Source organism: Vibrio sp. 10N.286.48.B8 (genome assembly GCF_003050085.1).
Lineage (GTDB): Bacteria > Pseudomonadota > Gammaproteobacteria > Enterobacterales > Vibrionaceae > Vibrio > Vibrio crassostreae.
On record NZ_PIGD01000013.1, the window covers coordinates 1 to 25,797 of the forward strand.

At 44.5% G+C, this 25,797-nt stretch carries 22 protein-coding genes and 7 tRNA genes; 25 read left to right on the forward strand and 4 right to left on the reverse strand.

What is annotated here, in order from left to right:
- Positions 1 to 87 precede the first annotated feature (87 nt).
- From CWO08_RS15260 to CWO08_RS15290, 8 genes are all read left to right on the forward strand, one after another.
- A tRNA-Leu gene (locus tag CWO08_RS15260) sits at positions 88 to 172 on the forward strand.
- Between the two features lie 30 nt (positions 173 to 202).
- Positions 203 to 277, forward strand: a tRNA-Gln gene (locus tag CWO08_RS15265).
- Between the two features lie 94 nt (positions 278 to 371).
- Positions 372 to 497 (forward strand) — tRNA-Leu (locus tag CWO08_RS24015).
- Positions 498 to 527: 30 nt separating this feature from the next.
- Positions 528 to 602: transfer RNA gene (locus tag CWO08_RS15270), tRNA-Gln, on the forward strand.
- A 94-nt stretch (positions 603 to 696) separates the two neighbouring features.
- Positions 697 to 781, forward strand: a tRNA-Leu gene (locus CWO08_RS15275).
- A gap of 50 nt (positions 782 to 831) precedes the next feature.
- Positions 832 to 908 (forward strand) — tRNA-Met (locus CWO08_RS15280).
- 55 nt (positions 909 to 963) lie between these two features.
- Positions 964 to 1,048, forward strand: a tRNA-Leu gene (locus CWO08_RS15285).
- 157 nt (positions 1,049 to 1,205) lie between these two features.
- Complete coding sequence (locus CWO08_RS15290; protein WP_102432281.1) at positions 1,206 to 2,252, forward strand: lactonase family protein; 1,047 nt, start codon at positions 1,206 to 1,208, stop codon at positions 2,250 to 2,252.
- A gap of 69 nt (positions 2,253 to 2,321) precedes the next feature.
- Here CWO08_RS15290 and CWO08_RS15295 read toward each other — a convergent pair whose 3' ends face one another.
- On the reverse strand, positions 2,322 to 3,497 hold the full coding sequence (locus CWO08_RS15295; RefSeq protein WP_108020724.1) for a 2-octaprenyl-3-methyl-6-methoxy-1,4-benzoquinol hydroxylase: 1,176 nt from the start codon (positions 3,495 to 3,497) through the stop codon (positions 2,322 to 2,324).
- Between the two features lie 308 nt (positions 3,498 to 3,805).
- On the opposite strand from CWO08_RS15295, the gene miaB reads away from it, so the two are divergent.
- The 5 genes from miaB to lnt all read left to right on the forward strand — a co-directional run bounded on the left by miaB (position 3,806) and on the right by lnt (position 9,538).
- Entirely contained in the window at positions 3,806 to 5,230 is a 1,425-nt protein-coding gene (gene miaB, locus CWO08_RS15300; RefSeq protein WP_012603385.1) for a tRNA (N6-isopentenyl adenosine(37)-C2)-methylthiotransferase MiaB, read from the forward strand.
- A gap of 163 nt (positions 5,231 to 5,393) precedes the next feature.
- A complete protein-coding gene (locus tag CWO08_RS15305; protein ID WP_048663673.1) occupies positions 5,394 to 6,515 on the forward strand; it encodes a PhoH family protein in 1,122 nt (373 codons plus the stop codon).
- A complete protein-coding gene (gene ybeY, locus CWO08_RS15310) occupies positions 6,516 to 6,977 on the forward strand; it encodes an rRNA maturation RNase YbeY (RefSeq protein WP_048657923.1) in 462 nt (153 codons plus the stop codon).
- A gap of 120 nt (positions 6,978 to 7,097) precedes the next feature.
- Positions 7,098 to 7,988: a CNNM family magnesium/cobalt transport protein CorC gene (corC, locus tag CWO08_RS15315; protein ID WP_012603382.1), complete on the forward strand. Its 891-nt coding sequence runs from the start codon at positions 7,098 to 7,100 to the stop codon at positions 7,986 to 7,988.
- A gap of 32 nt (positions 7,989 to 8,020) precedes the next feature.
- On the forward strand, positions 8,021 to 9,538 hold the full coding sequence (gene lnt, locus CWO08_RS15320; RefSeq protein ID WP_102432278.1) for an apolipoprotein N-acyltransferase: 1,518 nt from the start codon (positions 8,021 to 8,023) through the stop codon (positions 9,536 to 9,538).
- Positions 9,539 to 9,672: 134 nt separating this feature from the next.
- On the opposite strand, the gene CWO08_RS15325 is transcribed toward lnt, so the two are convergent.
- The gene (locus CWO08_RS15325) at positions 9,673 to 10,143 is read right to left on the reverse strand and encodes a zinc ribbon-containing protein (RefSeq protein ID WP_009848479.1); all 471 of its coding nucleotides are present in this window, start codon (positions 10,141 to 10,143) and stop codon (positions 9,673 to 9,675) included.
- Between the two features lie 263 nt (positions 10,144 to 10,406).
- Here CWO08_RS15325 and leuS point away from each other — a divergent pair, with 263 nt between their 5' ends.
- The 12 genes from leuS (at position 10,407) to lipA (ending at position 23,184) form a co-directional block, all read left to right on the forward strand.
- Positions 10,407 to 12,983, forward strand: a complete 2,577-nt coding sequence (leuS, locus tag CWO08_RS15330; RefSeq protein WP_017068503.1) for a leucine--tRNA ligase — start codon at positions 10,407 to 10,409, stop codon at positions 12,981 to 12,983.
- Between the two features lie 179 nt (positions 12,984 to 13,162).
- Positions 13,163 to 13,816, forward strand: a complete 654-nt coding sequence (lptE, locus tag CWO08_RS15335; RefSeq protein WP_108020725.1) for an LPS assembly lipoprotein LptE — start codon at positions 13,163 to 13,165, stop codon at positions 13,814 to 13,816.
- Between the two features lie 12 nt (positions 13,817 to 13,828).
- A complete protein-coding gene (gene holA / locus CWO08_RS15340) occupies positions 13,829 to 14,854 on the forward strand; it encodes a DNA polymerase III subunit delta (protein WP_108020726.1) in 1,026 nt (341 codons plus the stop codon).
- Between the two features lie 64 nt (positions 14,855 to 14,918).
- Positions 14,919 to 15,236: a ribosome silencing factor gene (gene rsfS / locus CWO08_RS15345; RefSeq protein ID WP_004735247.1), complete on the forward strand. Its 318-nt coding sequence runs from the start codon at positions 14,919 to 14,921 to the stop codon at positions 15,234 to 15,236.
- 3 nt (positions 15,237 to 15,239) lie between these two features.
- A complete protein-coding gene (gene rlmH, locus CWO08_RS15350) occupies positions 15,240 to 15,710 on the forward strand; it encodes a 23S rRNA (pseudouridine(1915)-N(3))-methyltransferase RlmH (RefSeq protein ID WP_004735246.1) in 471 nt (156 codons plus the stop codon).
- Positions 15,711 to 15,716: 6 nt separating this feature from the next.
- The gene (gene mrdA, locus CWO08_RS15355) at positions 15,717 to 17,609 is read left to right on the forward strand and encodes a penicillin-binding protein 2 (protein WP_060983366.1); all 1,893 of its coding nucleotides are present in this window, start codon (positions 15,717 to 15,719) and stop codon (positions 17,607 to 17,609) included.
- The gene (gene rodA / locus CWO08_RS15360; protein WP_048607962.1) at positions 17,609 to 18,730 is read left to right on the forward strand and encodes a rod shape-determining protein RodA; all 1,122 of its coding nucleotides are present in this window, start codon (positions 17,609 to 17,611) and stop codon (positions 18,728 to 18,730) included. The genes mrdA and rodA overlap by 1 nt, the downstream gene beginning before the upstream one ends.
- A gap of 3 nt (positions 18,731 to 18,733) precedes the next feature.
- Positions 18,734 to 19,573 (forward strand): septal ring lytic transglycosylase RlpA family protein, encoded by an 840-nt coding sequence (locus CWO08_RS15365; RefSeq protein ID WP_048657914.1) that lies wholly within the window; start codon positions 18,734 to 18,736, stop codon positions 19,571 to 19,573.
- Positions 19,574 to 19,666: 93 nt separating this feature from the next.
- Positions 19,667 to 20,848: a serine hydrolase gene (locus tag CWO08_RS15370; RefSeq protein WP_017067140.1), complete on the forward strand. Its 1,182-nt coding sequence runs from the start codon at positions 19,667 to 19,669 to the stop codon at positions 20,846 to 20,848.
- A 232-nt stretch (positions 20,849 to 21,080) separates the two neighbouring features.
- Positions 21,081 to 21,359: a DUF493 family protein YbeD gene (ybeD, locus tag CWO08_RS15375; RefSeq protein WP_026084358.1), complete on the forward strand. Its 279-nt coding sequence runs from the start codon at positions 21,081 to 21,083 to the stop codon at positions 21,357 to 21,359.
- A 195-nt stretch (positions 21,360 to 21,554) separates the two neighbouring features.
- On the forward strand, positions 21,555 to 22,214 hold the full coding sequence (gene lipB / locus CWO08_RS15380) for a lipoyl(octanoyl) transferase LipB (protein ID WP_108020727.1): 660 nt from the start codon (positions 21,555 to 21,557) through the stop codon (positions 22,212 to 22,214).
- A gap of 4 nt (positions 22,215 to 22,218) precedes the next feature.
- A complete protein-coding gene (gene lipA / locus CWO08_RS15385; RefSeq protein ID WP_017059920.1) occupies positions 22,219 to 23,184 on the forward strand; it encodes a lipoyl synthase in 966 nt (321 codons plus the stop codon).
- A 148-nt stretch (positions 23,185 to 23,332) separates the two neighbouring features.
- Here lipA and CWO08_RS15390 read toward each other — a convergent pair whose 3' ends face one another.
- Positions 23,333 to 24,694, reverse strand: coding sequence for a sodium-dependent transporter (locus CWO08_RS15390; protein ID WP_108020728.1), 1,362 nt, complete (start codon positions 24,692 to 24,694; stop codon positions 23,333 to 23,335).
- Between the two features lie 289 nt (positions 24,695 to 24,983).
- On the reverse strand, positions 24,984 to 25,760 hold the full coding sequence (locus CWO08_RS15395; protein ID WP_108020729.1) for a YggN family protein: 777 nt from the start codon (positions 25,758 to 25,760) through the stop codon (positions 24,984 to 24,986).
- Between the last annotated feature and the right edge of the window lie 37 nt (positions 25,761 to 25,797).

The window sequence follows — 25,797 nt, forward strand, 5'->3', positions numbered from 1 at the left end:
AACTCTTTGTTTTATTACTTAAGTAGTTAACTAAGAGCACAACGTTACATCGAATCACCAATGTCGATATAACTATAAAGATTTGCTGCGGTCGTGGCGGAATTGGTAGACGCACCAGATTTAGGTTCTGGCGCCGAGAGGTGTGAGAGTTCAAGTCTCTCCGACCGCACCATTATTTAGATATCTTAAGTGATATCATTGTTGGGCTATCGCCAAGCGGTAAGGCACTGGCTTTTGATGCCAGCATTCCCTGGTTCGAATCCAGGTAGCCCAGCCACTATTTAAACTCTTTGTTTTATTACTTAAGTAGTTAACTAAGAGCACAACGTTACATCGAATCACCAATGTCGATATAACTATAAAGCTTTGCTGCGGTCGTGGCGGAATTGGTAGACGCACCAGATTTAGGTTCTGGCGCCGAGAGGTGTGAGAGTTCGCACCAGATTTAGGTTCTGGCGCCGAGAGGTGTGAGAGTTCAAGTCTCTCCGACCGCACCATTATTTAGATATCTTAAATGATATCATTGTTGGGCTATCGCCAAGCGGTAAGGCACTGGCTTTTGATGCCAGCATTCCCTGGTTCGAATCCAGGTAGCCCAGCCACTATTTAAACTCTTTGTTTTATTACTTAAGTAGTTAACTAAGAGCACAACGTTACATCGAATCACCAATGTCGATATAACTATAAAGCTTTGCTGCGGTCGTGGCGGAATTGGTAGACGCACCAGATTTAGGTTCTGGCGCCGAGAGGTGTGAGAGTTCAAGTCTCTCCGACCGCACCATTATTTCTCTTTAATTAGAGAACAAATAATGAATCTATTAGATTTATTATGGCTACTTAGCTCAGTTGGTTAGAGCACATCACTCATAATGATGGGGTCGCAGGTTCAAATCCCGCAGTAGCCACCACTTATACAATGTCTTATTGAAGCACCAATATTCGATATGACTACAAAGATTTGCTGCGGTCGTGGCGGAATTGGTAGACGCACCAGATTTAGGTTCTGGCGCCGAGAGGTGTGAGAGTTCAAGTCTCTCCGACCGCACCATCATTGAATGAAACCCAGCTTTTTAGCTGGGTTTTGTTTTATCTGGAATATGTAAATCTGATAACTCCGTCACCAAGTATTTCTCTCTATCTAATCACTTCATGACTTTTTTATAAGACAATGTCTGCTCCATTTTCTAATTGAGTATGACTTCCCTATGAAAAACCTCACTCTAACGCTCGGTTGCTACACAGACACTCCCAGTAAAAGCCAAGGCGTATATCAGGCTCAATTAGACTTGGAAAGCGGAAAGCTATTACCTTTAGAGCTCGTTGCAGAGTGCACTAACCCGTCTTTTGTCGTAGCGACAAAACTTGGCATCTATACCGCGTCTGAAATTGATCAGCCAAAACAGCCGCAGCTGATTCATATTCCTAGCCCTAACTCAAAGACGGTTAAGAACTTCGGTACTATCGCTGGCGGTCACCCCTGTCACATCACGATAGATCCACACAATAAGTTTGCTATCACGTCGCAATACTCATCAGGCACATTCGATATTTTTAGCTTAAGTATCAATGGCAACATCGATAAGCGCCTCAAAACAATCAAGATGGTTGGTTCCGGGCCAAACAAAGAGAGACAAACTAGCCCGCACGCCCACCAATGTCTGTTCTTACAAAACTCGCCACAGTTTGTGACTGTCGATCTCGGCACCGATCGAATCAACTTCTATTGCTTCGATGAAGAACAGGAAGAGTTTCTAGACGGGCCTATGCAGTCTATTAAAGTGCCAGCTGGCAATGGACCTCGCCATTTAATCTTTAACAAAGCAGAAGACAGAGCCTATGTGATCTGCGAGCTCTCTGAATCAATACTTATGTTGGAAAAGGTTTTGGGTGTATGGAATATCGTAGAAGAAATTGATGCGCTTCCCAATATGGAGAAAGGAGAAGCTACGGCTGCGATAAAACTATCGCCGGATGAGCAATTCCTCTATGTATCTTGTCGACACCAATCAAGGATCAGTTGCTTCAGAATCGAGCCTACAACAAAAATGCCTATTTTTATTGATAGCTATAATACTGAAGGCAACTTCCCTCGCGATTTTCATATTACTGACTGCGGACGATGGGTTATCGCAGCAAACCAACACTCCAATAACATCACCTCATTCAAACGAAATAATGAGGATGGGTCTTTGGTTTATACAGGATACTCTTTAGAGATCGATGCACCGGTTTGCGTTACACAGCAGTTATAGCACTCAGCACCAAACAAAAAAGGAGAGCATCTGCTCTCCTTCTCTATATAGATAATCTGAACTAATAAATTAAAGGCCTAAGGCGTATTTCAATACTTGGGTTTTAATCGGCCCAGAGTTCTCTGCTAATTTTAGCGCAGCATTACGTGCAAACTTGAGCGGACCAATGTCGTTGCTGAATGTCTTGTAGAAAAAATCCATGCCACTCTGCATCATTAGGTTGTCGCCTCTTCTCATCACTTCATAACGTCTTGCTACAAACTGATTCAATTCACCCTTTTCGTTGGTGACATCCAACAGTACTGATACATCTTTAAAGCCTAAGTTAACACCCTGCCCTGCCAATGGGTTGATCGTATGTGCAGAGTCCCCGACTAAAATACAGTTATTCTTCGAATATGATTGAGCATGACGTCGTGTCAGAGGAAAAGAACCCGAATTCAAGACTTTAATATCACCTAACTCTTTAGGAAAGTGAGAAAGTACTTCGTTACGTAGTTTTTCAGGGGTCATTGCTGACAGTTGCTTAATACGCAGTGGAGAATCATACCAAACTAATGACCCCTGCCCGATTTCTTGACCGTCAGAGGTTAGAGAACACAAAGGCAAAAATGAACGAGGACCACTTGGTAAAAATTGCTGCCAAGTAATATCTTGCTGAGGCTGCTCGGTTTCTACGTTGATAAGCATACAGTGCTGGCGGTAGTCCCAAGCAGTAATACCGATACCAGCTTGTTGACGAACGGCTGAATTGGCGCCATCCGCGCCAATCACCCATTTCGCGGATAGCTCAGCCCCAGATTGAAGCTTAACGATATTGATTTCACCAAACTCAATCTCATCGAGCTTTTCTGGACATAGCAATTCGAGGTTGTCGTGTTCAGCAAATTGAGACCATAAACCTAATTGAATGAGTCTGTTCTCAACGATATAGCCCAAACGAGGAAGGTCCAGTGATGCAGCATCAAACCGAGTACGACACTCTGGGTGTTCCCACGTCTCTAAACGCTTATATGAACACACTCGCATCGCTGCAATACTTTGCCATGCACCAAGATCTTCAAGCAACTCGACCGATGCTTGAGAAATCGCTGACACACGAATGTCCATCGTTTGTGACTCATCAAAAGCTTGTGGGGCAAAACCTTCGATTACCGCAACACTCAGACCTTGCTTTGCAAAACCGATAGCTGTTGCTGCGCCAACCATGCCGCCACCGACTACTACAATATCGTAACTGTTCATATTTTGTACTTATCAGTTTGATTCTTTGACTGTTTTTGATTGTACTTTTTCATAACTAACTTGTAACCAAAAACCTTATTCGAAAAAAGGGTTATCCCTTATGGCATATGGCGTTAACGATAATAAAAACCACTACATAAGAGATTTGTTCAGACTACTAGTCAGTCGGTTTTGAAACCAGTACAATACGCCGCTTGCCGCTAGAGCCTGTCATAAAACTGAATACTGAATTATGACATATGGAGCTAGCGGATGAATAATGGGCGATTTGCTCCCTTAAATTAAACTAACGATCGAGCGAACATATAATGAGTAAGAAACTGCTAATTAAAACTTGGGGCTGTCAGATGAATGAATACGATTCATCAAAAATGGCCGACCTGCTTAACGCTGCAAATGGCTATGAGCTAACTGAAGTACCTGAGGAAGCAGACGTACTACTATTGAATACTTGTTCTATCCGCGAAAAAGCACAAGAAAAAGTATTCCACCAGCTTGGTCGTTGGAAAACGCTTAAAGATAAGAAAGAAGGTGTGGTGATCGGTGTGGGTGGCTGTGTAGCGACTCAAGAGGGTGATCACATTCGTCAACGTGCACCTTACGTAGACGTTATCTTTGGCCCACAAACACTGCACCGTCTGCCAGAGATGATTAAATCATCACTGTCTAACGAAAAGCCAGTAATGGACATCTCTTTCCCAGAGATCGAAAAGTTCGATAACCTGCCTGAGCCAAAAGCTGAAGGTGCGACGGCATTCGTTTCTATCATGGAAGGTTGTTCTAAATACTGTACTTACTGCGTTGTACCATACACACGTGGTGAAGAAGTTAGCCGTCCAATGGATGATGTACTGTTCGAAGTGGCTCAACTTGCAGAGCAAGGCGTACGTGAAGTTAACCTACTAGGTCAGAACGTAAACGCATACCGCGGTCCAACACACGAAGGCGATATCTGTTCATTCGCAGAACTGCTTCGTCTTGTTGCTTCTATCGATGGTATCGACCGAATTCGTTTCACAACCAGCCACCCGCTTGAGTTTGGTGACGACATCATTGAAGTTTACAAAGATACTCCTGAACTAGTGAGCTTCCTTCACCTACCAGTACAAAGTGGTAGTGACCGTATCCTTACGATGATGAAGCGTCCACACACGGCTATCGAGTACAAGTCTATTATCCGTAAGCTGCGTAAAGCTCGTCCTGATATTCAAATCAGTTCTGACTTTATCGTTGGTTTCCCTGGTGAGTCTAAACAAGACTTCCAAGATACAATGAAGTTAATTAAAGAAGTTGATTTCGATATGAGCTTCAGCTTTGTTTTCTCTCCTCGTCCGGGTACGCCAGCGGCAGATTACCCATGTGACGTACCAGCACAAGAGAAGAAAGATCGTTTGTACGAACTGCAACAAACGGTAAACACACAAGCTATGCGCTTCTCTCGTCTAATGCTAGGCACAGAGCAACGTATCCTTGTTGAAGGTCCATCAAGAAAGAACCTAATGGAACTTCGCGGCCGTACAGAAAACAGCCGTGTTGTGAACTTCGAAGGTTCTGCAGACCTAATCGGCCAGTTCGTAGATGTGAAGATCACTGAGGTTTACACCAACTCACTACGTGGTGAGCTAGTTCGCACAGAAAAAGACATGGGTCTACGCGTTGTTATGACTCCAGCAGAAATGATGGAAAAAACAAAACGTGAAGACGAGCTAGGTGTAGCGACATTTACGCCGTAGGCAATACAACTGTTTGAGCACAAAGCGCAAACACAAAGCTTGAAATTACCTAACTAAGTGACCATCTTAGAAATAGGGATATCACAATCAAAAGCCCGGTCTAAATCGGGCTTTTTGCTCTTTGTTTTATTTAAGAGCGAGTGGCACAAAATGAGAGGCTAATTTGAGCAATAAAATCGTTACCTTAGAGATAAATCTAGAGCCAGCCGACAACAAGCGCTTGGCTAGCTTATGCGGACCATTCGATGACAACATCAAGCACCTTGAGCGTCGTCTTGGCGTTGAGATTAATTACCGAAGCAACTTCTTCACCATCGTTGGTAAGCCTCACACAGCAGCCGCTGCTTTAGACATCATCAAACACCTCTATGTTGAAACGGCTCCAGTTAAAGGCAACATAATCGATATCGAACCAGAGCAAGTGCATCTGGCGGTCACCGAATCTGGCATTTTGGAACAACACGTCGAGTCTGAAATCGACTACGGCAAAGAAGTGACCATTAAGACTAAAAAAGGCGTCATCAAACCTCGTACGCCAAACCAAGCACAGTACCTAATGAACATGGTCACCCATGACATCACCTTTGGTATTGGGCCAGCAGGTACAGGTAAAACCTATTTAGCCGTTGCAGCAGCAGTTGATGCACTTGAACGCCAAGAGGTTCGCCGGATCCTACTGACTCGCCCTGCTGTAGAAGCCGGTGAGAAGCTTGGTTTCCTACCGGGTGATTTAAGCCAGAAAGTCGACCCATATTTGCGCCCACTTTACGATGCACTGTTTGAGATGCTCGGTTTTGAGCGTGTTGAAAAGCTGATTGAACGTAACGTGATTGAAGTCGCTCCACTGGCTTACATGCGTGGCCGTACACTAAATGATGCATTTATCATTCTTGATGAGAGCCAAAACACCACGGTAGAACAGATGAAAATGTTCTTAACCCGTATCGGTTTTAATTCGCGTGCAGTTATCACAGGTGACATTACGCAAATCGATTTACCTCGTGGAGCGAAGTCTGGTCTACGTCATGCAACTGAAGTGCTGAGTGAAGTGGATGACATCAGCTTTAATTTCTTCATGTCTGAAGATGTGGTTCGTCACCCTGTTGTTGCTCGTATCGTCAACGCCTACGAGAAATGGGAAGCGAAAGACCAGAAAGAGCGCAAAGAGTTTGAAAAGCGTAAACGTGAAGAGCGCGAAGCCAAACTTCTTGAGGCTCAGCAGGCAGTTACGACACAATTAGCAACACAAAATAGTTCTGTGATTACAGAACAAGGTGATAAATAGATGTCTATTGAACTAGACCTGCAAATAGCAGTCGAAAATGAGCAAGGTCTTCCAACTGAGCAAGATATTCAGCTTTGGTTGGACAAGACAATTCCTCAGTTTCAAGAGAACGCTGAGTTGACGGTTCGTATCGTTGATACGCAAGAAAGCCACCAGCTCAATCATGAATACCGTGGCAAAGACAAGCCAACTAACGTGCTGTCTTTTCCATTCGAGGCTCCTCCAGGGATCGAGCTAGATCTGCTAGGCGACCTCATTATCTGCCGTCAAGTTGTCGAAAAAGAAGCAGAAGAGCAAAGTAAGCCTCTGCTAGCACACTGGGCTCATATGGTTGTACATGGCAGTCTGCATCTGCTAGGTTATGATCATATCGAAGATGATGAAGCTGAAGAGATGGAATCACTCGAGACAGAAATCATGCAAACTATGGGGTTTGAAGACCCGTATATTCTAGAAAAGTAAATTGATTCTAGTAAAGTAGGTTGCAGAGAAACAATAACTCATCGAACCTGTGATTTCCGCAGGAATCTGAGTTGTAACGTGTGCTATCACACTTCTGATAGCGTTATTTTTTGAGAAATCATGAACGAAGGTAACCCCCCCACTTCTGAGGGAAGTAAAAAATCTGAAGGTCCGAGTAGAAAGTCCTTCTTTGAACGCCTAGGCCAACTATTTCAAGGTGAAGTAAAAGATCGCCAAGAGCTCGTGGATGTAATCCGCGACTCAGAAATTAATGACCTAATTGACCACGACACGCGCGACATGCTCGAGGGTGTAATGGAAATTTCAGAGATGCGAGTACGCGATATCATGCTGCCTCGCTCTCAAATGGTTACAGTTGAACGCACCGATGATTTAGATACATTGATTGCGCTTATTACTGATGCTCAACACTCTCGCTACCCAGTGATCAGTGAAGATAAAGACCATGTTGAAGGCATTCTATTAGCGAAGGACCTACTTAAGTATTTGGGTTCAGAAAGTGCCCCATTTGATATCGAACAAGTGATTCGCCCTGTCGTAGTTGTTCCTGAAAGTAAGCGAGTTGATCGCCTGCTTAAGGAGTTCCAAGAAGAGCGTTACCACATGTCTATCGTTGTCGATGAGTTTGGCGGAGTTTCTGGCCTAGTAACCATTGAAGATATCCTCGAAGAAATCGTTGGTGAAATTGAAGACGAGTTCGACGATGAAGAAGAGTTAGATATTCGTAAGCTGAGTAAGCATACCTTTTCTGTAAAAGCTTTAACCACTATTGAAGAGTTCAACGATACGTTTAACACTGCCTTTAGTGATGATGAAGTAGATACAGTAGGCGGCATGGTTATGACAGCACTCGGTCACCTGCCGGTTCGTGGCGAAATTGTAGAAATTGAAAACTACCATTTCAAGATAACATCAGCAGATAACCGTCGTGTAATTCAGCTACAGGTAACCATTCCTGACGAACAGCCTCTTCCGACTATCGAAGAATAACAACTTCTCTCTAAAGAGATGACAGAAATTAGATGACTAAGACCTTTATTCATCGCCTATTACGGCCGCTTGCGGCCGTTTTTGTTGGCGCTATAACCACCCTTTCATTCGCTCCATACTCCATATGGCCTCTTGCTATTCTCAGCCCAGCTTTGTTGCTGTTACTGATCCACAACCGCTCTCCTAAAAGCGCGCTTTGGATTGGCTACGCATGGGGTTTAGGCCAATTCACGACAGGTATCAGCTGGGTATACGTCAGCATTGATGGTTTTGGTGGCATGCCACTGGCGGCTAATCTATTTTTGATGGCATTGCTCGTTGGCTACCTAGCTGTTTATTCAGGTCTGTTTACCTGGAGTTTGAACAAGTTCTTCCCTGTTAATAATCTAAGCCGCTTTTTCCTCGCTGCTCCAGCATTGTGGTTAGTCAGTGATTGGCTACGTGGATGGGTAATGACGGGCTTCCCTTGGCTTTGGTTGGGCTACAGCCAAATCGATTCGCCATTAAGTTCGTTTGCACCGATTGGCGGCGTAGAGCTAGTAACTCTAGCGATCATTGTTTCAGCCTCTGCATTCGCTTATGCGATTGTTAACAGGGCTTGGAGTATCGCTATCATTCCCGCCGTCGTATTTAGCGCAGGTTTTGGTATTCGAAATATCGATTGGGTCACGCCGAACCCGGAAAAAACTACGTCAGTCGTTTTAATACAAGGCAACGTCGATCAAGACAGTAAATGGCTACCAAGTCATCGCTGGCCGACCATGATGAAATACACCGACCTCAGCAGAGAAAACTGGGATGCGGATATCATCATCTGGCCTGAAGCCGCTATTCCTGCTTTTGAAGTCGAGATACCCTCTTTTCTGCGCAACTTAGACAGCGCTGCTAAGATGAATAACAGCTCAATCATCACAGGTGTACTGAATCAGTCTGAAGACAAGAAGTACTACAACAGCGTTCTCTCACTTGGTGTAAACCCATACGGTGAATACAGCTACGATCCAGACGAGCGCTATCATAAACATCACCTACTGCCATTTGGTGAGTTTGTACCGTTTGAGGACATATTGCGCCCATTGGCACCATTCTTTAACTTGCCAATGTCTTCGTTCAGTCGTGGTGATTTCATCCAACCAAACATCGTGGCCAACGGTCGTCATCTTGCGCCTGCGTTGTGTTACGAGATCATCTTTAATGATCAAGTTAGACAGAATGTGACTGATGAGACTGACTTTATCCTCACGCTCTCCAACGATGCGTGGTTTGGTCGTTCGATTGGGCCATTGCAACATATGGAAATCGCACAAATGCGGGCTCTGGAGCTTGGTAAGCCGCTTATTCGCTCTACCAACAATGGTGTGACGGCGGTGACAGATTACAAAGGCAACATCATCAAACAAGTGCCTCAGTTTGAAACGGCCGTATTAAAAGCTGAACTCATTTCAACGGATGGTCAAACGCCTTATCACACAATAGGTACTTGGCCACTGTATATATGGGCGATGCTCAGCTTGGTGATTGGTTGGCTAATAAGAAAGCCAAAAAGCTAGATTCGAGATTCGAGATTCGAGATTCGAGATTCGAGATTCGAGATTCGACGAAAGGTGATTGGAGGGTTGACTGACTGGGTCAACCCTTTTTATTGCTGTGGTTTTACGTTGATACTGTATTATGGTTCAGGAGCTTACGGCTTAAGGGCTTTACGACTAAACCCTTTAGAACCACATTTAATGCATGGAATGATATTGGTTGGGTGGTTATATTCAGTTTGGTGACCACACTCGTCACATACCAAGGTTCCTAAGCCTATGACTTCACCCGCTTGATACAGCCCCTGATGTTCTAAATCTTGGAACAGTTCAACCCACTCCACCTTAGTGCGGTCAGTGATATCCAACAGTCCTTGCCAAATAGAGTCTGCAATCATCAAATAGAATGGACCACTTTTACTCTCTTCATAGCTTTCAGAAAACTCTTTTAAGTCCGACTTCACGTAGGCAGAAATCAGCGATAGTTCATCTTTGGTCATGTCGTTGGCTGCTTTCGCATACTTGCCTGACGTTTCGATTTTGTTGTTGAGCTCTTCAGGACTATGCTTCAGCGTTTCAATCACCTCTTCGACTACTTCTTCATAGAGCGCTTTTTTCTTCGGCATAACAACCTCCTTAAGATAACCAACCTTTTAGTGAGCAAACGGGTGCGCTGCAATGCACTCCCGCTCACAAACAAATGCAATTCATACTCTTAAGTATAGTTGCCCTGCGAAATTCAGTGAAAATTACACAATCTACTAGGTAGCAACTGCAAGTATGAAGGGTATAACTATTGTTGTACTCAGCTCCTTTAGGTATTCTATGACGATCTGTAAGATTCTGTTCTAACCGAACTCACAAATTCCAAGATAACCGGATACCATCGATGCAAGAACAATATAACCCGCAAGAGATTGAACAAAAGGTTCAACAACACTGGGATAACAGCGAAACTTTCGTTGTAAGTGAAGACCCAAACAAAGAAAAATTCTACTGTCTTTCTATGTTCCCTTACCCAAGTGGCCGACTGCACATGGGTCACGTGCGTAACTACACCATCGGTGATGTGGTATCTCGTTTCCAACGTCTACAAGGCAAAAACGTAATGCAGCCAATTGGTTGGGATGCATTCGGCCTACCTGCAGAAAACGCAGCTGTTAAAAACAACACAGCGCCTGCACCATGGACTTACGAAAACATTGAGTACATGAAAAACCAGCTTAAACTTCTAGGCTTTGGTTACGACTGGAACCGTGAATTCGCAACATGTACTCCAGAGTACTACCGTTGGGAACAAGAGTTCTTCACTAAGCTTTACGAAAAAGGCCTGGTTTACAAGAAGACATCTTCTGTTAACTGGTGTCCAAACGACCAAACAGTACTAGCAAACGAGCAAGTAGAAGACGGTTGCTGCTGGCGTTGTGATACTCCAGTAGAGCAAAAGAAAATTCCACAGTGGTTCATTAAAATCACGGAGTACGCTCAAGAGCTACTAGACGATCTCGACAACCTTGAAGGTTGGCCTGAAATGGTTAAGACCATGCAGCGCAACTGGATCGGCCGCTCTGAAGGTGTTGAGCTGTCTTTCGCTGTCAACGGCGAAGAAGCGCCACTGGAAGTTTACACAACTCGTCCAGACACACTGATGGGTGTTTCTTACGTGGGTATCGCTGCAGGTCACCCTCTTGCAGAGAAAGCATCGAAGAACAACCCAGAGCTTGCTGCATTCGTTGAAGAGTGTCGTAACACTAAAGTTGCTGAAGCTGAACTAGCAACGATGGAAAAGAAAGGTATGGATACTGGCCTAACGGCTATCCACCCTCTTAACGGTCGTGTTGTTCCTGTTTACGTAGCAAACTTCGTTCTTATGGATTACGGCACAGGTGCGGTAATGGCGGTTCCTGCTCACGATCAACGTGACTACGAATTCGCAACTAAGTACGGCATCGACATTATCCCAGTAATCAAACCTGAAGACGGTTCTGAGCTAGATGTGTCTGAAGCGGCTTACACCGAGAAAGGCGTATTGTTCGATTCTGGTGAGTTCGATGGTCTTGCGTTCCAAGAAGCATTCGATGCAATTGCTGCGAAGCTTGAAGCTGAAGGTAAAGGTAAAAAGACAGTAAACTTCCGTCTACGTGACTGGGGTGTATCTCGTCAGCGTTACTGGGGTGCTCCAATCCCAATGGTAACCACTGAAGACGGTGAAGTTCACCCTGTCCCAGCAGACCAATTACCAGTAATTCTTCCTGAAGATGTGGTAATGGATGGCGTAACTAGCCCAATCAAGGCAGACAAATCTTGGGCTGAGACAACGTTCAACGGCGAACCAGCTCTACGTGAGACTGACACGTTCGATACGTTTATGGAGTCTTCTTGGTACTACGCACGTTACTGTTCACCACAAGCAGACGACATTCTAGATCCAGAGAAAGCAAACTACTGGCTACCAGTTGACCAATACGTTGGTGGTATCGAGCACGCTTGTATGCACCTGCTTTACTCTCGTTTCTTCCACAAGCTTCTACGTGATGCTGGTTACGTGACGTCTGACGAACCGTTCAAGCAACTACTATGTCAAGGCATGGTTCTGGCTGACGCGTTCTATCACGAAAACGAAAAAGGCACCAAAGAGTGGATTGCACCGACTGACGTAACGGTTGAACGTGACGGTAAAGGTCGCATCGAAAAAGCAGTCGACGATCAAGGCCGCGAAGTTGAACACTCAGGCATGATCAAAATGTCTAAGTCTAAGAACAACGGTATCGATCCACAAGAGATGGTAGACAAGTACGGCGCTGATACAGTACGTCTATTCATGATGTTTGCATCACCTGCAGACATGACGCTTGAGTGGCAAGAGTCTGGCGTTGAAGGAGCTAACCGCTTCCTTAAACGTGTTTGGAAATTGGTTCACGCTCATTCTTCTAAAGGTGCAGCTGAATCTGTTGACGCTTCTGCGCTATCTGGCGACCAAAAAGCACTTCGTCGTGATATCCACAAGACTATCGCGAAAGTAACGGACGATATTGGCCGCCGCCAAACGTTCAACACAGCTATCGCTGCAATCATGGAACTGATGAACAAGCTAGCGAAAGCACCTCAAGAGTCTGTACAAGATCGTGCAATTCTTGATGAAGCGCTAAAAGCAGTAGTTCGTATGCTTTACCCAATGACTCCACACATCTCTTACGAAATGTGGATTGCACTTGGTGAATCAAACGTAGACTCAGCAACATGGCCAACTTTCGATGAGAAAGCGCTAGTTGAAGACGAGAAGACTATCGTTGTAATGATCAACGGTAAGCTACGAGCGAAGCTAACGGTTGCTGCTGACGCGACAGAAGAGCAAGTTCGTGAACTTGGTCTAAACGATGAGAACGCTAAGAAGTTCCTAGATGGCCTAACGATTCGTAAAGTTATCTTCGTTCCTGGTAAGCTTCTAAACATCGTTGCTAACTAATTTCGTTAGTACAGTGCAATTGCTAAAGAATTAACGAACTTAATTCATCAAAAGCAGTCTGTAGACAGGGGAGCTAATTGCCCTGTCTACTTATTTAAGCGCTTTAGATTTGAGCCTAACAACTCAATCTAGCTAAAGCCTTTAAATAAGTATTCTACCTTCATGAGAGCCATCAAATAATGCGCCTGATTTCACTATCTTCATTGAAAGTTACTATTGTTGTTTTAACCGTCAGCCTGTTAAGTGCGTGTGGTTTCCACCTGCGTGGTGATTACTCCGTACCAGAAGAACTCAACAAGATCTCCGTAACCAGTTATGACCAATACAGTACGTTTACACGTATGATGAAAGGTCAGCTACGCATGAATGATGTAGAAATCGTGCCACCTGCTGAAAATACCCCTAACCTACACATTATTAGTGAGAGCGTTGGTGAGCGTACCCTTTCTCTATACCAAAACACTCGTGCAGCAGAAAAAGAACTGACATTTCGCGCTTCATATCGCGTAACGATCCCAGATCTAGGCTCAAAGACATTCTCAACCAGCGTAACCCGCAGTTACCTAGACAACCCACTGACAGCACTTGCGAAGTCGGTTGAACGAGACATGATTGAAGATGAGATGCGCAAGTTGGCAACAAGCCAAATTCTTCGCCAAATGGCTCGCCTTAAAGCGACTATTGCCGCTGGTAACATGAACCTAGAAGAACTAGAGCACGTTGAAGTAAAAGAACTTGAAAAGCAATACAACATTAAAAACATCGAAGTTGAAGACGTTGAGATCGTACCGGCTTCAGAAGAGCAACCAACACTTAGCGAATCGACTGAGTAATAGGTTTATTTGATGCGTATTTTTGCTGACCGCTTATCAGAGCAACTTGCTAAACAGCTAAGCAGTGTTTACCTCATTTTTGGTAACGAGCCTCTGCTATTACAAGAAAGCCGAGAAGCAATTCAAAAAGCTGCAAAACAACAAGGTTTTGAAGAACGTCACCGCTTTGCTATTGATAGCAGTCTGGACTGGAATCAAGTCTACGACTGCACTCAAGCACTGAGCTTATTCTCTAGCCGTCAAGTCATCGAACTTGAATTACCAGAGTCAGGCGTCAATGCCGCGATAGCAAAAGAGCTACTCGCGATCTCCGAGCATATCCACAGTGATATCCTATTGATCTTGGTCGGCACTAAGCTAACCAAAGCTCAAGAGAGCGCGAAGTGGTTTAAGGCGCTCTCGAATCAAGGTCACAGGGTCAGTTGCTTGACTCCAGATGTCAGTCGACTTCCTCAGTTTGTCCAAGCTCGCTGCCGTCAAATCGGTTTGACGCCAGATCCTGAAGCGATTCAAATGCTGGCACAATGGCATGAGGGTAACCTATTTGCACTAACCCAAAGCCTAGAAAAACTGGCTCTCCAATACCCAGATGGAAAGCTCACACTAGTACGCTTAGAAGAATCGCTGAGTCGCCATAACCATTTTACTCCATTCCATTGGAGTGATGCGTTATTAGCAGGCAAAGGAAACCGAGCACAACGGATCCTGCGTCAGCTAGAAGCCGAGGGTATAGAGCCAGTCATTTTACTGCGTAGTATCCAACGTGAACTTGCCCTGTTGTTGCAAATGCAGCAACAAATGAAACAGATGCCGATTGGTCAAGTCTTCGACAAACACCGCATCTGGCAATCTAAAAAGCCTCTTTATAACGCCGCGCTAACAAGAGTTTCGATTTCTCAATTGCACTCTTTGTTCGCGTTGCTCACCCAAGCTGAATTGATGACAAAGACTCAATATGAGCAGTCGCCTTGGCCACTAATTCATCAGTTAAGCGTAGAGTTTTGTATCCCTTCAGCTTCAATACCATTTCACGCATAAAAGCGTGGTATATTCTAGGGTCAACAGCCCCTAAAAAGCTAAATTCAGATTAAAGGAACACCCCGTGTTACGTGAAGAACTAAAAGATTTTCTTGCAGACAAAGCCGACGACATGAAAGCAGAATCGATTGTGACTATCGATGTAGAAGGCAAATCAAGTGTGACTGATTACATGATTGTTTGTACTGGCACCTCTAAGCGCCATGTTGCTTCTATTGCACAGCATGTTGCTGATGAAGTACGTAAAGCAGGCATGCAACCACTAGGCATGGATGGCCAGCAAGAAGGTGAATGGGTTGTTCTAGATATGGGCACAAGCATGCTCCACGTTATGCAAGAAGAGCATCGTGAACTGTACCAACTAGAAAAACTTTGGGGCTAAGCTTTGAAGATCCAGTTAATCGCAGTTGGTACAAAAATGCCAAAGTGGGTTGAAGAAGGCTTTAAAGAATATAAACGCCGCTTCCCTCATGATATGCCATTAGAACTCATTGAAATCACTGCGGGTAAACGCGGTAAAAATGCGGATATTGCACGTATTCTTCAAAAAGAAGGCGAAGCAATGTTGGCAGCGGTTCCGAAAGGTAACCGCATTGTCACGCTTGATATCCCAGGTAAAAAATGGGATACCCCTCAGCTGGCAGAGCAATTGGAAAGTTGGAAATTGGATGGACGCGACGTTTCTATCCTTATTGGCGGGCCTGAAGGACTAGCACCTGCATGTAAAGCGGCAGCAGATCAAAGTTGGTCTCTATCGGCACTTACTCTCCCTCACCCATTAGTACGCGTTATCATGGCTGAAAGCTTGTATCGAGCTTGGAGCATCACTGCTAACCACCCTTATCATCGAGAATAAGCGTTAATGTTACGTAAACGTAGCCAAATCCGTGACTACAAAGCAGAAGCACGACTATTTACTAGCCGTGCTTTTGTTGCGTTTGCAGGGATCATAGTGATGATGTCGATGTTGGTTATGAATCTTTACAACATTCAAATCAACCAATATCAGGATTATAAAACCCGCTCTAACGACAACCGTATCAAGGTCGTTCCAATCGCACCCAACCGAGGTTTGATTTACGATCGCAACGGTGTACTTCTTGCAGAAAACCGCCCTGTTTTCAATCTAGAAATCACACCAGAAAAAATAAAAGATATGGATGACACGCTCGCCCGCCTACAAGCGTTAATCGAGATCCCACCAGAACGTGTCGAGCGTTTTAATCGTGATCGTCGTAATTCACGACGCTTCAAGTCAGTACCGATTCTGAACCAACTTACAGAAGAACAGGTTGCGGTCTTTTCTGTAAACCAACATAAGTTCCCTGGTGTTGAGGTCACTGGCACGTTAAAACGTTTTTACCCTTATGGTGATGTGCTGACTCACGTTATTGGTTATGTATCGCGCATCAATGACCGTGATATGCAGCGCCTAGCACGAGAAGAGAAAGACGCCAATTACCAAGCGACTCGCGACATCGGTAAACTTGGCATTGAACGCTACTACGAAGACATGTTGCACGGTACCGCTGGCTATCAAGAAGTCGAAGTAAACAGCCGTGGACGAGTGATCCGTACCCTTAAGTTTGTACCTTCGGTTCCGGGTAAAGATATCGTGCTCAACTTGGACATCAAGCTACAACTATACGTACATAAGTTACTTGATGGCCGCCGTGGTTCAGCTATCGTTCTCGACCCGAAAGACAATGGCGTGTTAGCTATGGTATCTAGCCCAAGCTACGACCCAAATGCATTTGTACATGGTATATCCTCTAAAGGTTACAACGCACTACTCCAAGACAAAGACCGACCTTTAGTTAACCGTGCAACGCTAGGTATTTATCCACCAGCATCGACGATCAAGCCATTCATTGCTGTTGCGGCTTTGCAAGAAGGTGTGATTACGCCAAATACAACGCGTAATGACCCAGGTTATTGGAAGATCCCTAATTCAAAAACCAGACCATTCCGTGACTGGTTGCGTTGGGGGCACGGTGTCGTTGATATAGAGAAAGCGATTGAAGAGTCAGTGGATACTTTCTTTTACCAAATTGCTTATGATCTCGGAATTGACCGCATATCCAAATGGATGATGATGTTCGGTTTTGGTGACTACACTGGCATCGATATTTATGAAGAAAGCAAAGCCAATATGCCAACTCGTGATTGGAAAATGGCAAGACACCGTGTGCCTTGGTACCAAGGTGACACCATCCCTGTTGGCATTGGACAAGGCTACTGGACAGCAACACCAATGCAGATTGCAAAAGCCACATCAGTTTTGGTGAATGAAGGTGAAGTAACAGCCCCTCATCTACTTCGTTCAACCATTGATAACGGCCGCCCATTCGATGAACAAATTATGTCGGATATTGAAACTTACCCACCGCTAACTGGGGTTAAGAAGAAGTATTGGGACATCGCTCAGGAAGGCATGAGGCTGGCTAACCACGGTAAGAAAGGCACCGCAAGACGTTCATTCCAGAAGATGTCTTACCAAACCGCGGGTAAATCGGGTACCGCGCAGGTATTCGGCCTGAAAGAAGATGAAGAGTACAACGCGGATGAAATCGCAGAGCACTTACGCGATCACGCCCTCTTTACGGGTTATGCGCCTTTTGAAGATCCTGAAGCCGTCGTGACTATCGTTCTAGAGAACGCAGGTGGCGGTTCGTCTAACGGCGGACCAGTAGTAAGAAGGATTTTAGACCATATTATCCTTGCAGAAGATTATCAAAGTGAGCCAATTAAATAATGAAACTTGATCCTTCAACTGGACGAAATAGAGCCCTATTCGAAAGGCTGCATATCGACCTGCCGCTTTTGCTTGGCATTCTGGTTTTAATGGGCTTTGCCCTACTGATCATGTACAGCGCAAGCGGACAAAGCCTTGCGATGATGGATCGCCAAGCGATGCGTATGGCTCTGTCTTTAGGTGTAATGATCTTCCTAGCGCAAATCTCACCTCGTACTTACGAGACCTTGGCACCACTGCTGTTTGCGGGTGGCGTCATCTTGCTATTAGGTGTGTTGTTCTTTGGTGAAGCCTCGAAAGGTGCTCAGCGTTGGTTAAACTTCGGCTTTGTTCGATTCCAACCCTCAGAGCTGTTAAAGCTGGCGGTACCTTTGATGTTGGCGCGATTTATCGGTAAGCGCTCACTTCCCCCCACCTTCCAAACATTAGCGATCTCGCTAGTGATGGTATTTGTACCGACGATTCTAATCGCAAAGCAACCCGACCTAGGCACATCTATCCTTATCGCCGCATCCGGTATCTTCGTGATATTCCTGGCAGGTATCAGTTGGAAAATCATTGCTAGTGCGGCAATCGCGTTGGGGGCGTTTATCCCAATCTTATGGTTCTTCTTGATGCGTGAATATCAAAAAGTACGTGTAAGAACCCTTTTTGACCCTGAATCAGATCCATTAGGTGCGGGTTACCACATCATTCAAAGTAAGATTGCGATAGGTTCTGGTGGTATATCAGGAAAAGGTTGGCTGCAAGGTACTCAATCTCAACTAGAGTTCATCCCAGAGCGCCACACCGACTTCATTTTTGCGGTAATTGCCGAAGAGTGGGGCATGATTGGTATCTTGTTCTTGCTTGCTATCTATTTGTTTATTATTGGACGTGGCTTAGTGCTTGCTAGCCAAGCTCAAACCGCATTCGGCCGAATGATGGGCGGCAGTATTGTACTGAGCTTCTTCGTCTACATTTTTGTAAACATTGGCATGGTAAGTGGCATTCTACCTGTGGTTGGTGTTCCTCTTCCTCTAGTCAGTTATGGCGGTACTTCAATGGTTACCCTTATGGCTGGTTTTGGTATTTTAATGTCAATCCATACACACAGAAAAGCATTCTCAAAGGCGACCTAATCGATGTCTATTACAACGTTCTCAAAAAAAGCATCCCTGGTTGATGAGCTGCCAATCAAAAAAATAGTCTCTATCTTAGGGCTAGCGATTTTAATCAATGGGTGTTCTTCGCAGAAGCCAACAGGTCGCTACGATATTGATTCAGATATTGCGCCAGACGCACCGATCTCGGTAGAGCATTTAGAAGATGCTCACCCTCAGTATGAACCTTATAGTTTAGGTGGTAACACGGATTACACTCTGCGTGGCGAAGACTATAAGATCGTCAAGGAGACGGAAGGATTTACCGAGAAAGGAAAAGCCTCTTGGTACGGTAAGAAATTTCATGGTCATTTAACGTCTAATGGCGAAATCTACGACATGTATTCGATGTCTGCAGCACACAAAACATTGCCGATTCCAAGCTACGTAAAAGTGACCAATACCGACAATAACAAAACCACTATTGTTCGTATCAATGATCGTGGTCCATTCCATGAAGGCCGAATCATTGACCTTAGTTATGCGGCCGCTTACAAGCTCGATGTATTAAGAACCGGCACTGCAAATGTTGAGATAGAAGTCATTACTGTAGCTATGCCAACCGACGCTAAGAAAAAGGCCGCTTTGCCACAATTTATTATTCAAGTTGCCACATCTCCACATGAAGATAGAACAGAGAAGTTAGCTAAAGATCTAGCCGAAAAACTAGAAGTAGCAACGTTCTTGCAGTCAAATGATGACAACTACCGTCTGATGATTGGGCCATTTCATGACTATGCTCTGACTCAAGAAAAATTAGAACAAGTTAAGCTAATGGGTTACCCGTCAGCTTATATAAAAAAACACACCCTAACTCGCTAATTAATCTAACAGTTACTTCTGGTAATCAGCGCTCTGGTGTGACAGAGTGATTCTGTTAATATATGAATAGTTCACCAAATAATTGCATTCAAAATGATTAAATCTAATAAACTTGTTAAATCGATTTTTGCTACTTCTGTTGCTCTTTCTGCAACGATAGCTACATCGTCATTCGCCGCTCCTATTGTTGTTCCTGATGCACCTCAAATCGCCGCTAAAGGTTTTGTTCTGATGGATTACCATTCAGGCAAAGTACTAGCAGAGAAAGAGATGAATACTCAACTTTCTCCAGCAAGTTTAACCAAGATGATGACGAGCTACGTAATAGGCCAAGAGCTAGAGCGTGGCAACATCAACTTAAACGACGATGTTGTAATCAGTGAAAATGCTTGGGCTAAAAACTTCCCAGATTCATCTAAGATGTTCGTTGAAGTAGGTACAACGGTTAAAGTTGAAGAACTGAACCGCGGTATCATTGTTCAGTCAGGTAACGATGCTTGTGTTGCCATGGCTGAACACATCGCCGGCTCTGAAGATGCATTCGTTGACCTAATGAACGCATGGGCAAGCTCTATCGGTATGAAAGACACGCACTTCGCTAACGTGCACGGTCTAGACAACCCGAACCTATACTCAACGCCTTACGATATGGCGCTACTTGGTCAGGCGCTGATTCGTGACGTTCCTGATGAGTACCGTATCTACTCGCAGAAAAAATTCACTTACAACGGCATCACCCAATACAACCGTAACGGTCTGTTATGGGATAAGAGCATGAACGTTGATGGCATCAAAACGGGCCACACAAGCAATGCAGGTTACAGCCTAGTAAGCTCAGCGACCGAAGGCAAAATGCGCCTAGTTGCTGTAGTTATGGGCACCAAGAATGCTAATGCTCGTAAAACAGAAAGTAAAAAGCTGCTTAGCTACGGTTTCCGTTTCTTCGAAACAGTGGCACCACACACAGCGGGTGAAACCTTCGTAGAAGAGAAAATCTGGATGGGTAGCAAGGACACAGTTGCGCTAGGTGTCGATGAAGATACTTTCGTAACTCTACCTCGTGGCCAAGCTAAGAACCTAAAAGCAAGCTTCGTACTTGAGAAAGAGCTAGAAGCGCCAATCAGCAAAGGCGATGTAGTTGGTAAACTATTCTACCAAGTCGACGGTGAAGACGTTGCTGAATACCCACTACTAGCACTTGAAGATGTAGACCAAGGCAGCCTATTCAGCCGCCTATGGGACTACCTAGTTCTTCTGTTCAAGGGGTTATTCTAAACCAGCCAAAGGTTTGTTCTAAGTAAAACCTAAGCTTGTTGTATAGCTAACCTAATGAGTAAGTTCATGATTTACTCATTAGTGAGCCAAAAGCCGCCATGTGCGGCTTTTGTTGATCTTGAGTTCAGTGATATTTACACGTAATATTCCGCCTTATTACTCGTGTCTGTTGACCGAACACGCTTTTTATCGACATTTCGCCAATTTGCGAGAGTCTAGCCTTTTGGAGCTAATCATGAACATCAATTCTGATGCAAAACTAAAAGATCTCTTAGAGTTCCCTTGTTCATTTACTTACAAAGTAATGGGCCACGCTAAGCCAGAACTAACTGAGCTAGTGCTAGAAGTGATCCAGCGCCATGCTCCTGGTGACTACAGCCCAACACTAAAACCAAGTGCGAAAGGTAACTACCACTCTGTTTCTATCAATATTACTGCGACTTCAATCGAGCAAGTAGAAACTCTTTATAAAGAACTGGGCGAGATCGAAATCGTTCGTATGGTTCTGTAATCTCCGATTACACATGAAAAACAGCGGCTTATTGCCGCTGTTTTTGTTTAAAGCCCCCTAACGAGTTCAAATTCATTCAACTTAATTTTCAATAAACACAAAGAAAGTTGAAAAACCTTGCAGTCCGTCTGTAGTTAGAATCATGTTTCGCGTTTATAATGCGTTCACTTTATTAATCCTTGAGGGAGTGCCGCTTTGCAAAATAAGCTAATCGTAAAAAAATTAGGCCGTCAGGATTACGAACCTGTATGGAAAGCCATGCATAAGTTCACAGACGAACGCACGGAAGAAGACGTAGACCAAATTTGGTTGGTTGAACACAACCCTGTCTTCACTCAAGGACAAGCAGGCAAAGCTGAGCATGTATTAAATGCCGGTGATATCCCTGTGATACAAAGCGATCGCGGTGGCCAAGTGACTTACCACGGCCCAGGCCAATTAGTTGCTTACTTTCTGATTAACATCCGCCGCAAGAAATTCGGAGTACGTGATTTGGTTACTCATATCGAGAACCTCGTAATCAATACTCTGAAAGCTTACAATATAGATTCAGCTGCCCGACCTGACGCTCCTGGTGTTTATGTCGATGGCAAGAAAATCTGTTCACTTGGATTACGTATTCGACGTGGCTGCTCGTTCCACGGGTTAGCACTCAACGTCGATATGGACCTGTCTCCATTCCTACGCATTAACCCATGTGGTTACCAAGGTATGGAAATGGCGCAGGTCAGCCAACTTGGCGGACCAAGTGAACTAGAAGACGTTGAGCAACAGTTAATACAAGAGCTCGTAGATCTACTCGGCTATGACCAAGTAGACATTCAAGCCACCAGTAACATTACAGCAGAAGCATAAAATCATGAGCAAACCAATCCAAATGGAAAAAGGCGTTAAATATCGTGACGCTGACAAAATGGCATTAATTCCCGTAAAGAATATGCCTGCTGAACAGAAAGAAGTTCTACGTAAGCCTGAATGGATGAAGATTAAACTTCCATCAGACAGCCATCGTATTCAAGAAATCAAATCAGCAATGCGCAAAAACAACCTGCACTCAGTTTGTGAAGAAGCGTCTTGCCCTAACCTAGCCGAGTGTTTCAACCACGGTACGGCAACGTTTATGATTCTTGGCGCTATCTGTACTCGTCGCTGCCCGTTCTGTGATGTTGCCCATGGTCGTCCTGTTGCTCCTGAAGCAGAAGAGCCGAAGAAACTGGCTAAGACGATTAAAGACATGAAACTGAAGTACGTAGTAATCACTTCAGTTGACCGTGATGACTTGCGTGACGGCGGTGCTCAGCACTTTGCTGACTGTAACCGTGAGATTCGCGAACTAAACCCAAATATTCGTATCGAAACACTGGTTCCAGACTTCCGCGGTCGTATGGATGTTGCGCTTGATCTAATGAAAGACAACCCGCCAGATGTTTTCAACCACAACCTAGAGACAGCGCCACGTCTATACCGTAAAGCGCGTCCAGGTGCGAACTACAAGTGGTCTCTTGATCTACTGAAGAAATTCAAAGAACAGCACCCTGATATCCCAACAAAATCAGGTGTGATGATGGGTCTTGGTGAGACGAAAGAAGAGATTGTTCAAGTACTGAAAGACCTTCGCGAACATGGTGTGACTATGCTGACACTAGGCCAATACCTAGCACCAAGCCGCCACCACTTACCAGTAGAACGCTACGTGCCGCCTTCTGAGTTTGATGAGCTGAAAGAGATTGCTCTAGAGCTAGGCTTCACTCACGCAGCTTGTGGCCCGTTTGTACGCTCTTCTTACCATGCAGATCTACAAGCTCAAGGTATGGAAATTAAGTAATCACGATTGCTTAACTAAAAATACAAAGGCGCTGAATATTATGTTCAGCGCCTTTTTTCTATCTTCTTGGTGCCGCTAAAAACAACAAAGCCACTCATTAAGAGTGGCCTTGAATAGCAAATATAATGATGTAGCCGTTAGCTGGTCACTATCCGAAAGAAGCCCAGATAACCGTTGCGACTAAGATTGGGCACACAAACTTCACATACATTGGCCAAACCTTACCAAACCAGCCCAATTGGAAATCAGGACAACCGTGCTCAAGCTCTTTCACTTTTGAAGATCGGCTCCATACCCAACCACCAAACACACAGAACATCAGAGCAGCGACTGGTTGAAGGTACTGAGTTGCAATCATCGCTACCATGCCAAACATCGTAGCAAAGTTGTAAACAATCACCACACTAAACAGCGCGATAGCACCACCAATTACCCAGCTTGTTGGCGTACGTCTAGTATTGAAACGCTCACTCACTAGCGCAACCGGGCCTTCAAGCATCGAAATAGAAGAAGTCAGTGCAGCAATCGTTAGTAATAAGAAGAACACAATTGCGAAGATCTGGCCAAGCACACCTAAACTATCAAACATCAACGGCAGAACCGTGAACACTAGCGTGTCAGAACTTAATAGTGAGCCGTCTTCAGCGTAGATTTGAACGCCTTTTTGCATCGCAACAAACATCGCAGGCATCACTACTAAACCAGCAATAAAAGCAACCGCGGTATCAACCAGAGTAACGTTCATTGCCATTTTTGGCAGGTTCTCTTTCTTGCTTAAGTAAGAGCCATAAACCAACATAGAGCAACCGCCAATAGTGAGCGAGAAGAAGCCCTGTCCCATTGCCGCCAGAATCAGTTTTCTATCCCACACTTTCTCAAAGTCTGGCACTAGGTAATGTTTTAAGCCTTCCATCGCGCCAGATTGCGTCATAATGTAAACAAACAATAAGCCAAATAAAACAAATAGCGCAGGCATCAAACGAGTCGACCATTTCTCAATGCCTTGCTTAACACCGCCCTGAACAATCAAGATAGTCAGAACATAGAACGCGACGGTACCAAATACGTTTCGCTCAACACTGAAGCCTTTAAACCAATCAGCAGCAGCCTCTAGACCGATAAGATCCGCGACTGCACCAATTAGGAAGCAGATTAACCAGCCACCAACAATACTGTAAAACGCCAACACGGCGCTTGGTACACTCAATCCAATCCAACCGACAAACTCACCGACTTTCTTACCCAAAGGGTTTGTCGTCAAAGATCGCATGCTATCAACTGGGTTTGCTTGGCCGTGACGGCCGATAGCCATCTCTACCACCAGCATAGGGAAAGCAACCACGAAGATCATGATCAAATAGACCAAAAGGAAAGCACCGCCACCATTGCTGGCAACTTGAGTCGGGAAACCCCAAATATTACCCAAGCCAACCGCTGCACCAGCCGCTGCTAAAATGAAGCCTAAACGAGAGCTAAAGTGCTCTCTTGAAGAGGAAGATTGTTGGTCCATATCGCCCGCATTAAAAATCAGTGAACTAGTTGAGGAGTACAGTAATAAAAAGCAATGATAGGCACAACAAATAAATGAACAATTCTCTGATTTTTACAATCAATGCGCTATTTAGAACCACAAAATTAACAAATAACCAGTCTTATCGTTCAATTAAAAGCAATAAAGCGAGGTGGCAGGCTTGATAAGGGAATGGATTAAATTGAGATAAATACTCGCCGTGTGGTTCCATTTATACAAACAAAAAGAGCACCCATCGGTGCTCTTGCTATTCATCACTAGACTCGAATTAGATCGTGAAGACTTGATAGTCTTTTAGGTTCGGAATGATTTCATGCAACTCTTGCTCTTGTTCCGCCATCTCATCAAGAGAATCACAGAACTCGTTTGCTTCTTCTTGTACTTGTTGAGAGTGTTCTTTCATTCGCTCTTCAACTTTAAGCTTTAATTCAGCCATACTGTCAGCCAGTTCGGTAAGGTTTAGACCACCGTCTTGTTTCATTTTTTCTGACATCGCATTAAAAGCACTAGAGATAAATTCTTGGTTAAAGATTTCTTTCGCCTTCTCGAAATCTTCAGACCAACCATTGGCCATCGAATCAAAGCTTTCTGCTGGTAGCACTAACTCGCCATCTTTATAGTAACGCGCTTCCAGCTCAGCAAAGTAGGTTTTCATTGATTCTTTTACATTATCAAATGACTCAGGTGAATCCAGACTAGCCGCAATATCATCAATCACGTCATTAGCTAACGCTAGGCTATCGTTTGCCATTTGTTTTGCGCGTGGTAAGTACTCACTCATGTTTTCGCGGTATTTCTCTATCGCCGCTTGTTGGTTGGCATCAAGCTCAACCTTCTCACCATGAATATAGAGATCGTTGTTACCATCAAAAACGGCAGTATCGCCATTCACTTGATGGATTTCGACTTTTTGATCATCGATTCGTAATTCATTCTTCAAATCAACGCGACACTGAGCAGCAAAAGTTGGCAGGCTCACAACAGAGATTACCGCTGTTAACGATGCGATTAATAGATTGTTTTTCATAAATACATTGCTTTTCATAACATCCTCTCATCAATCTGACGAATTACTATACCTT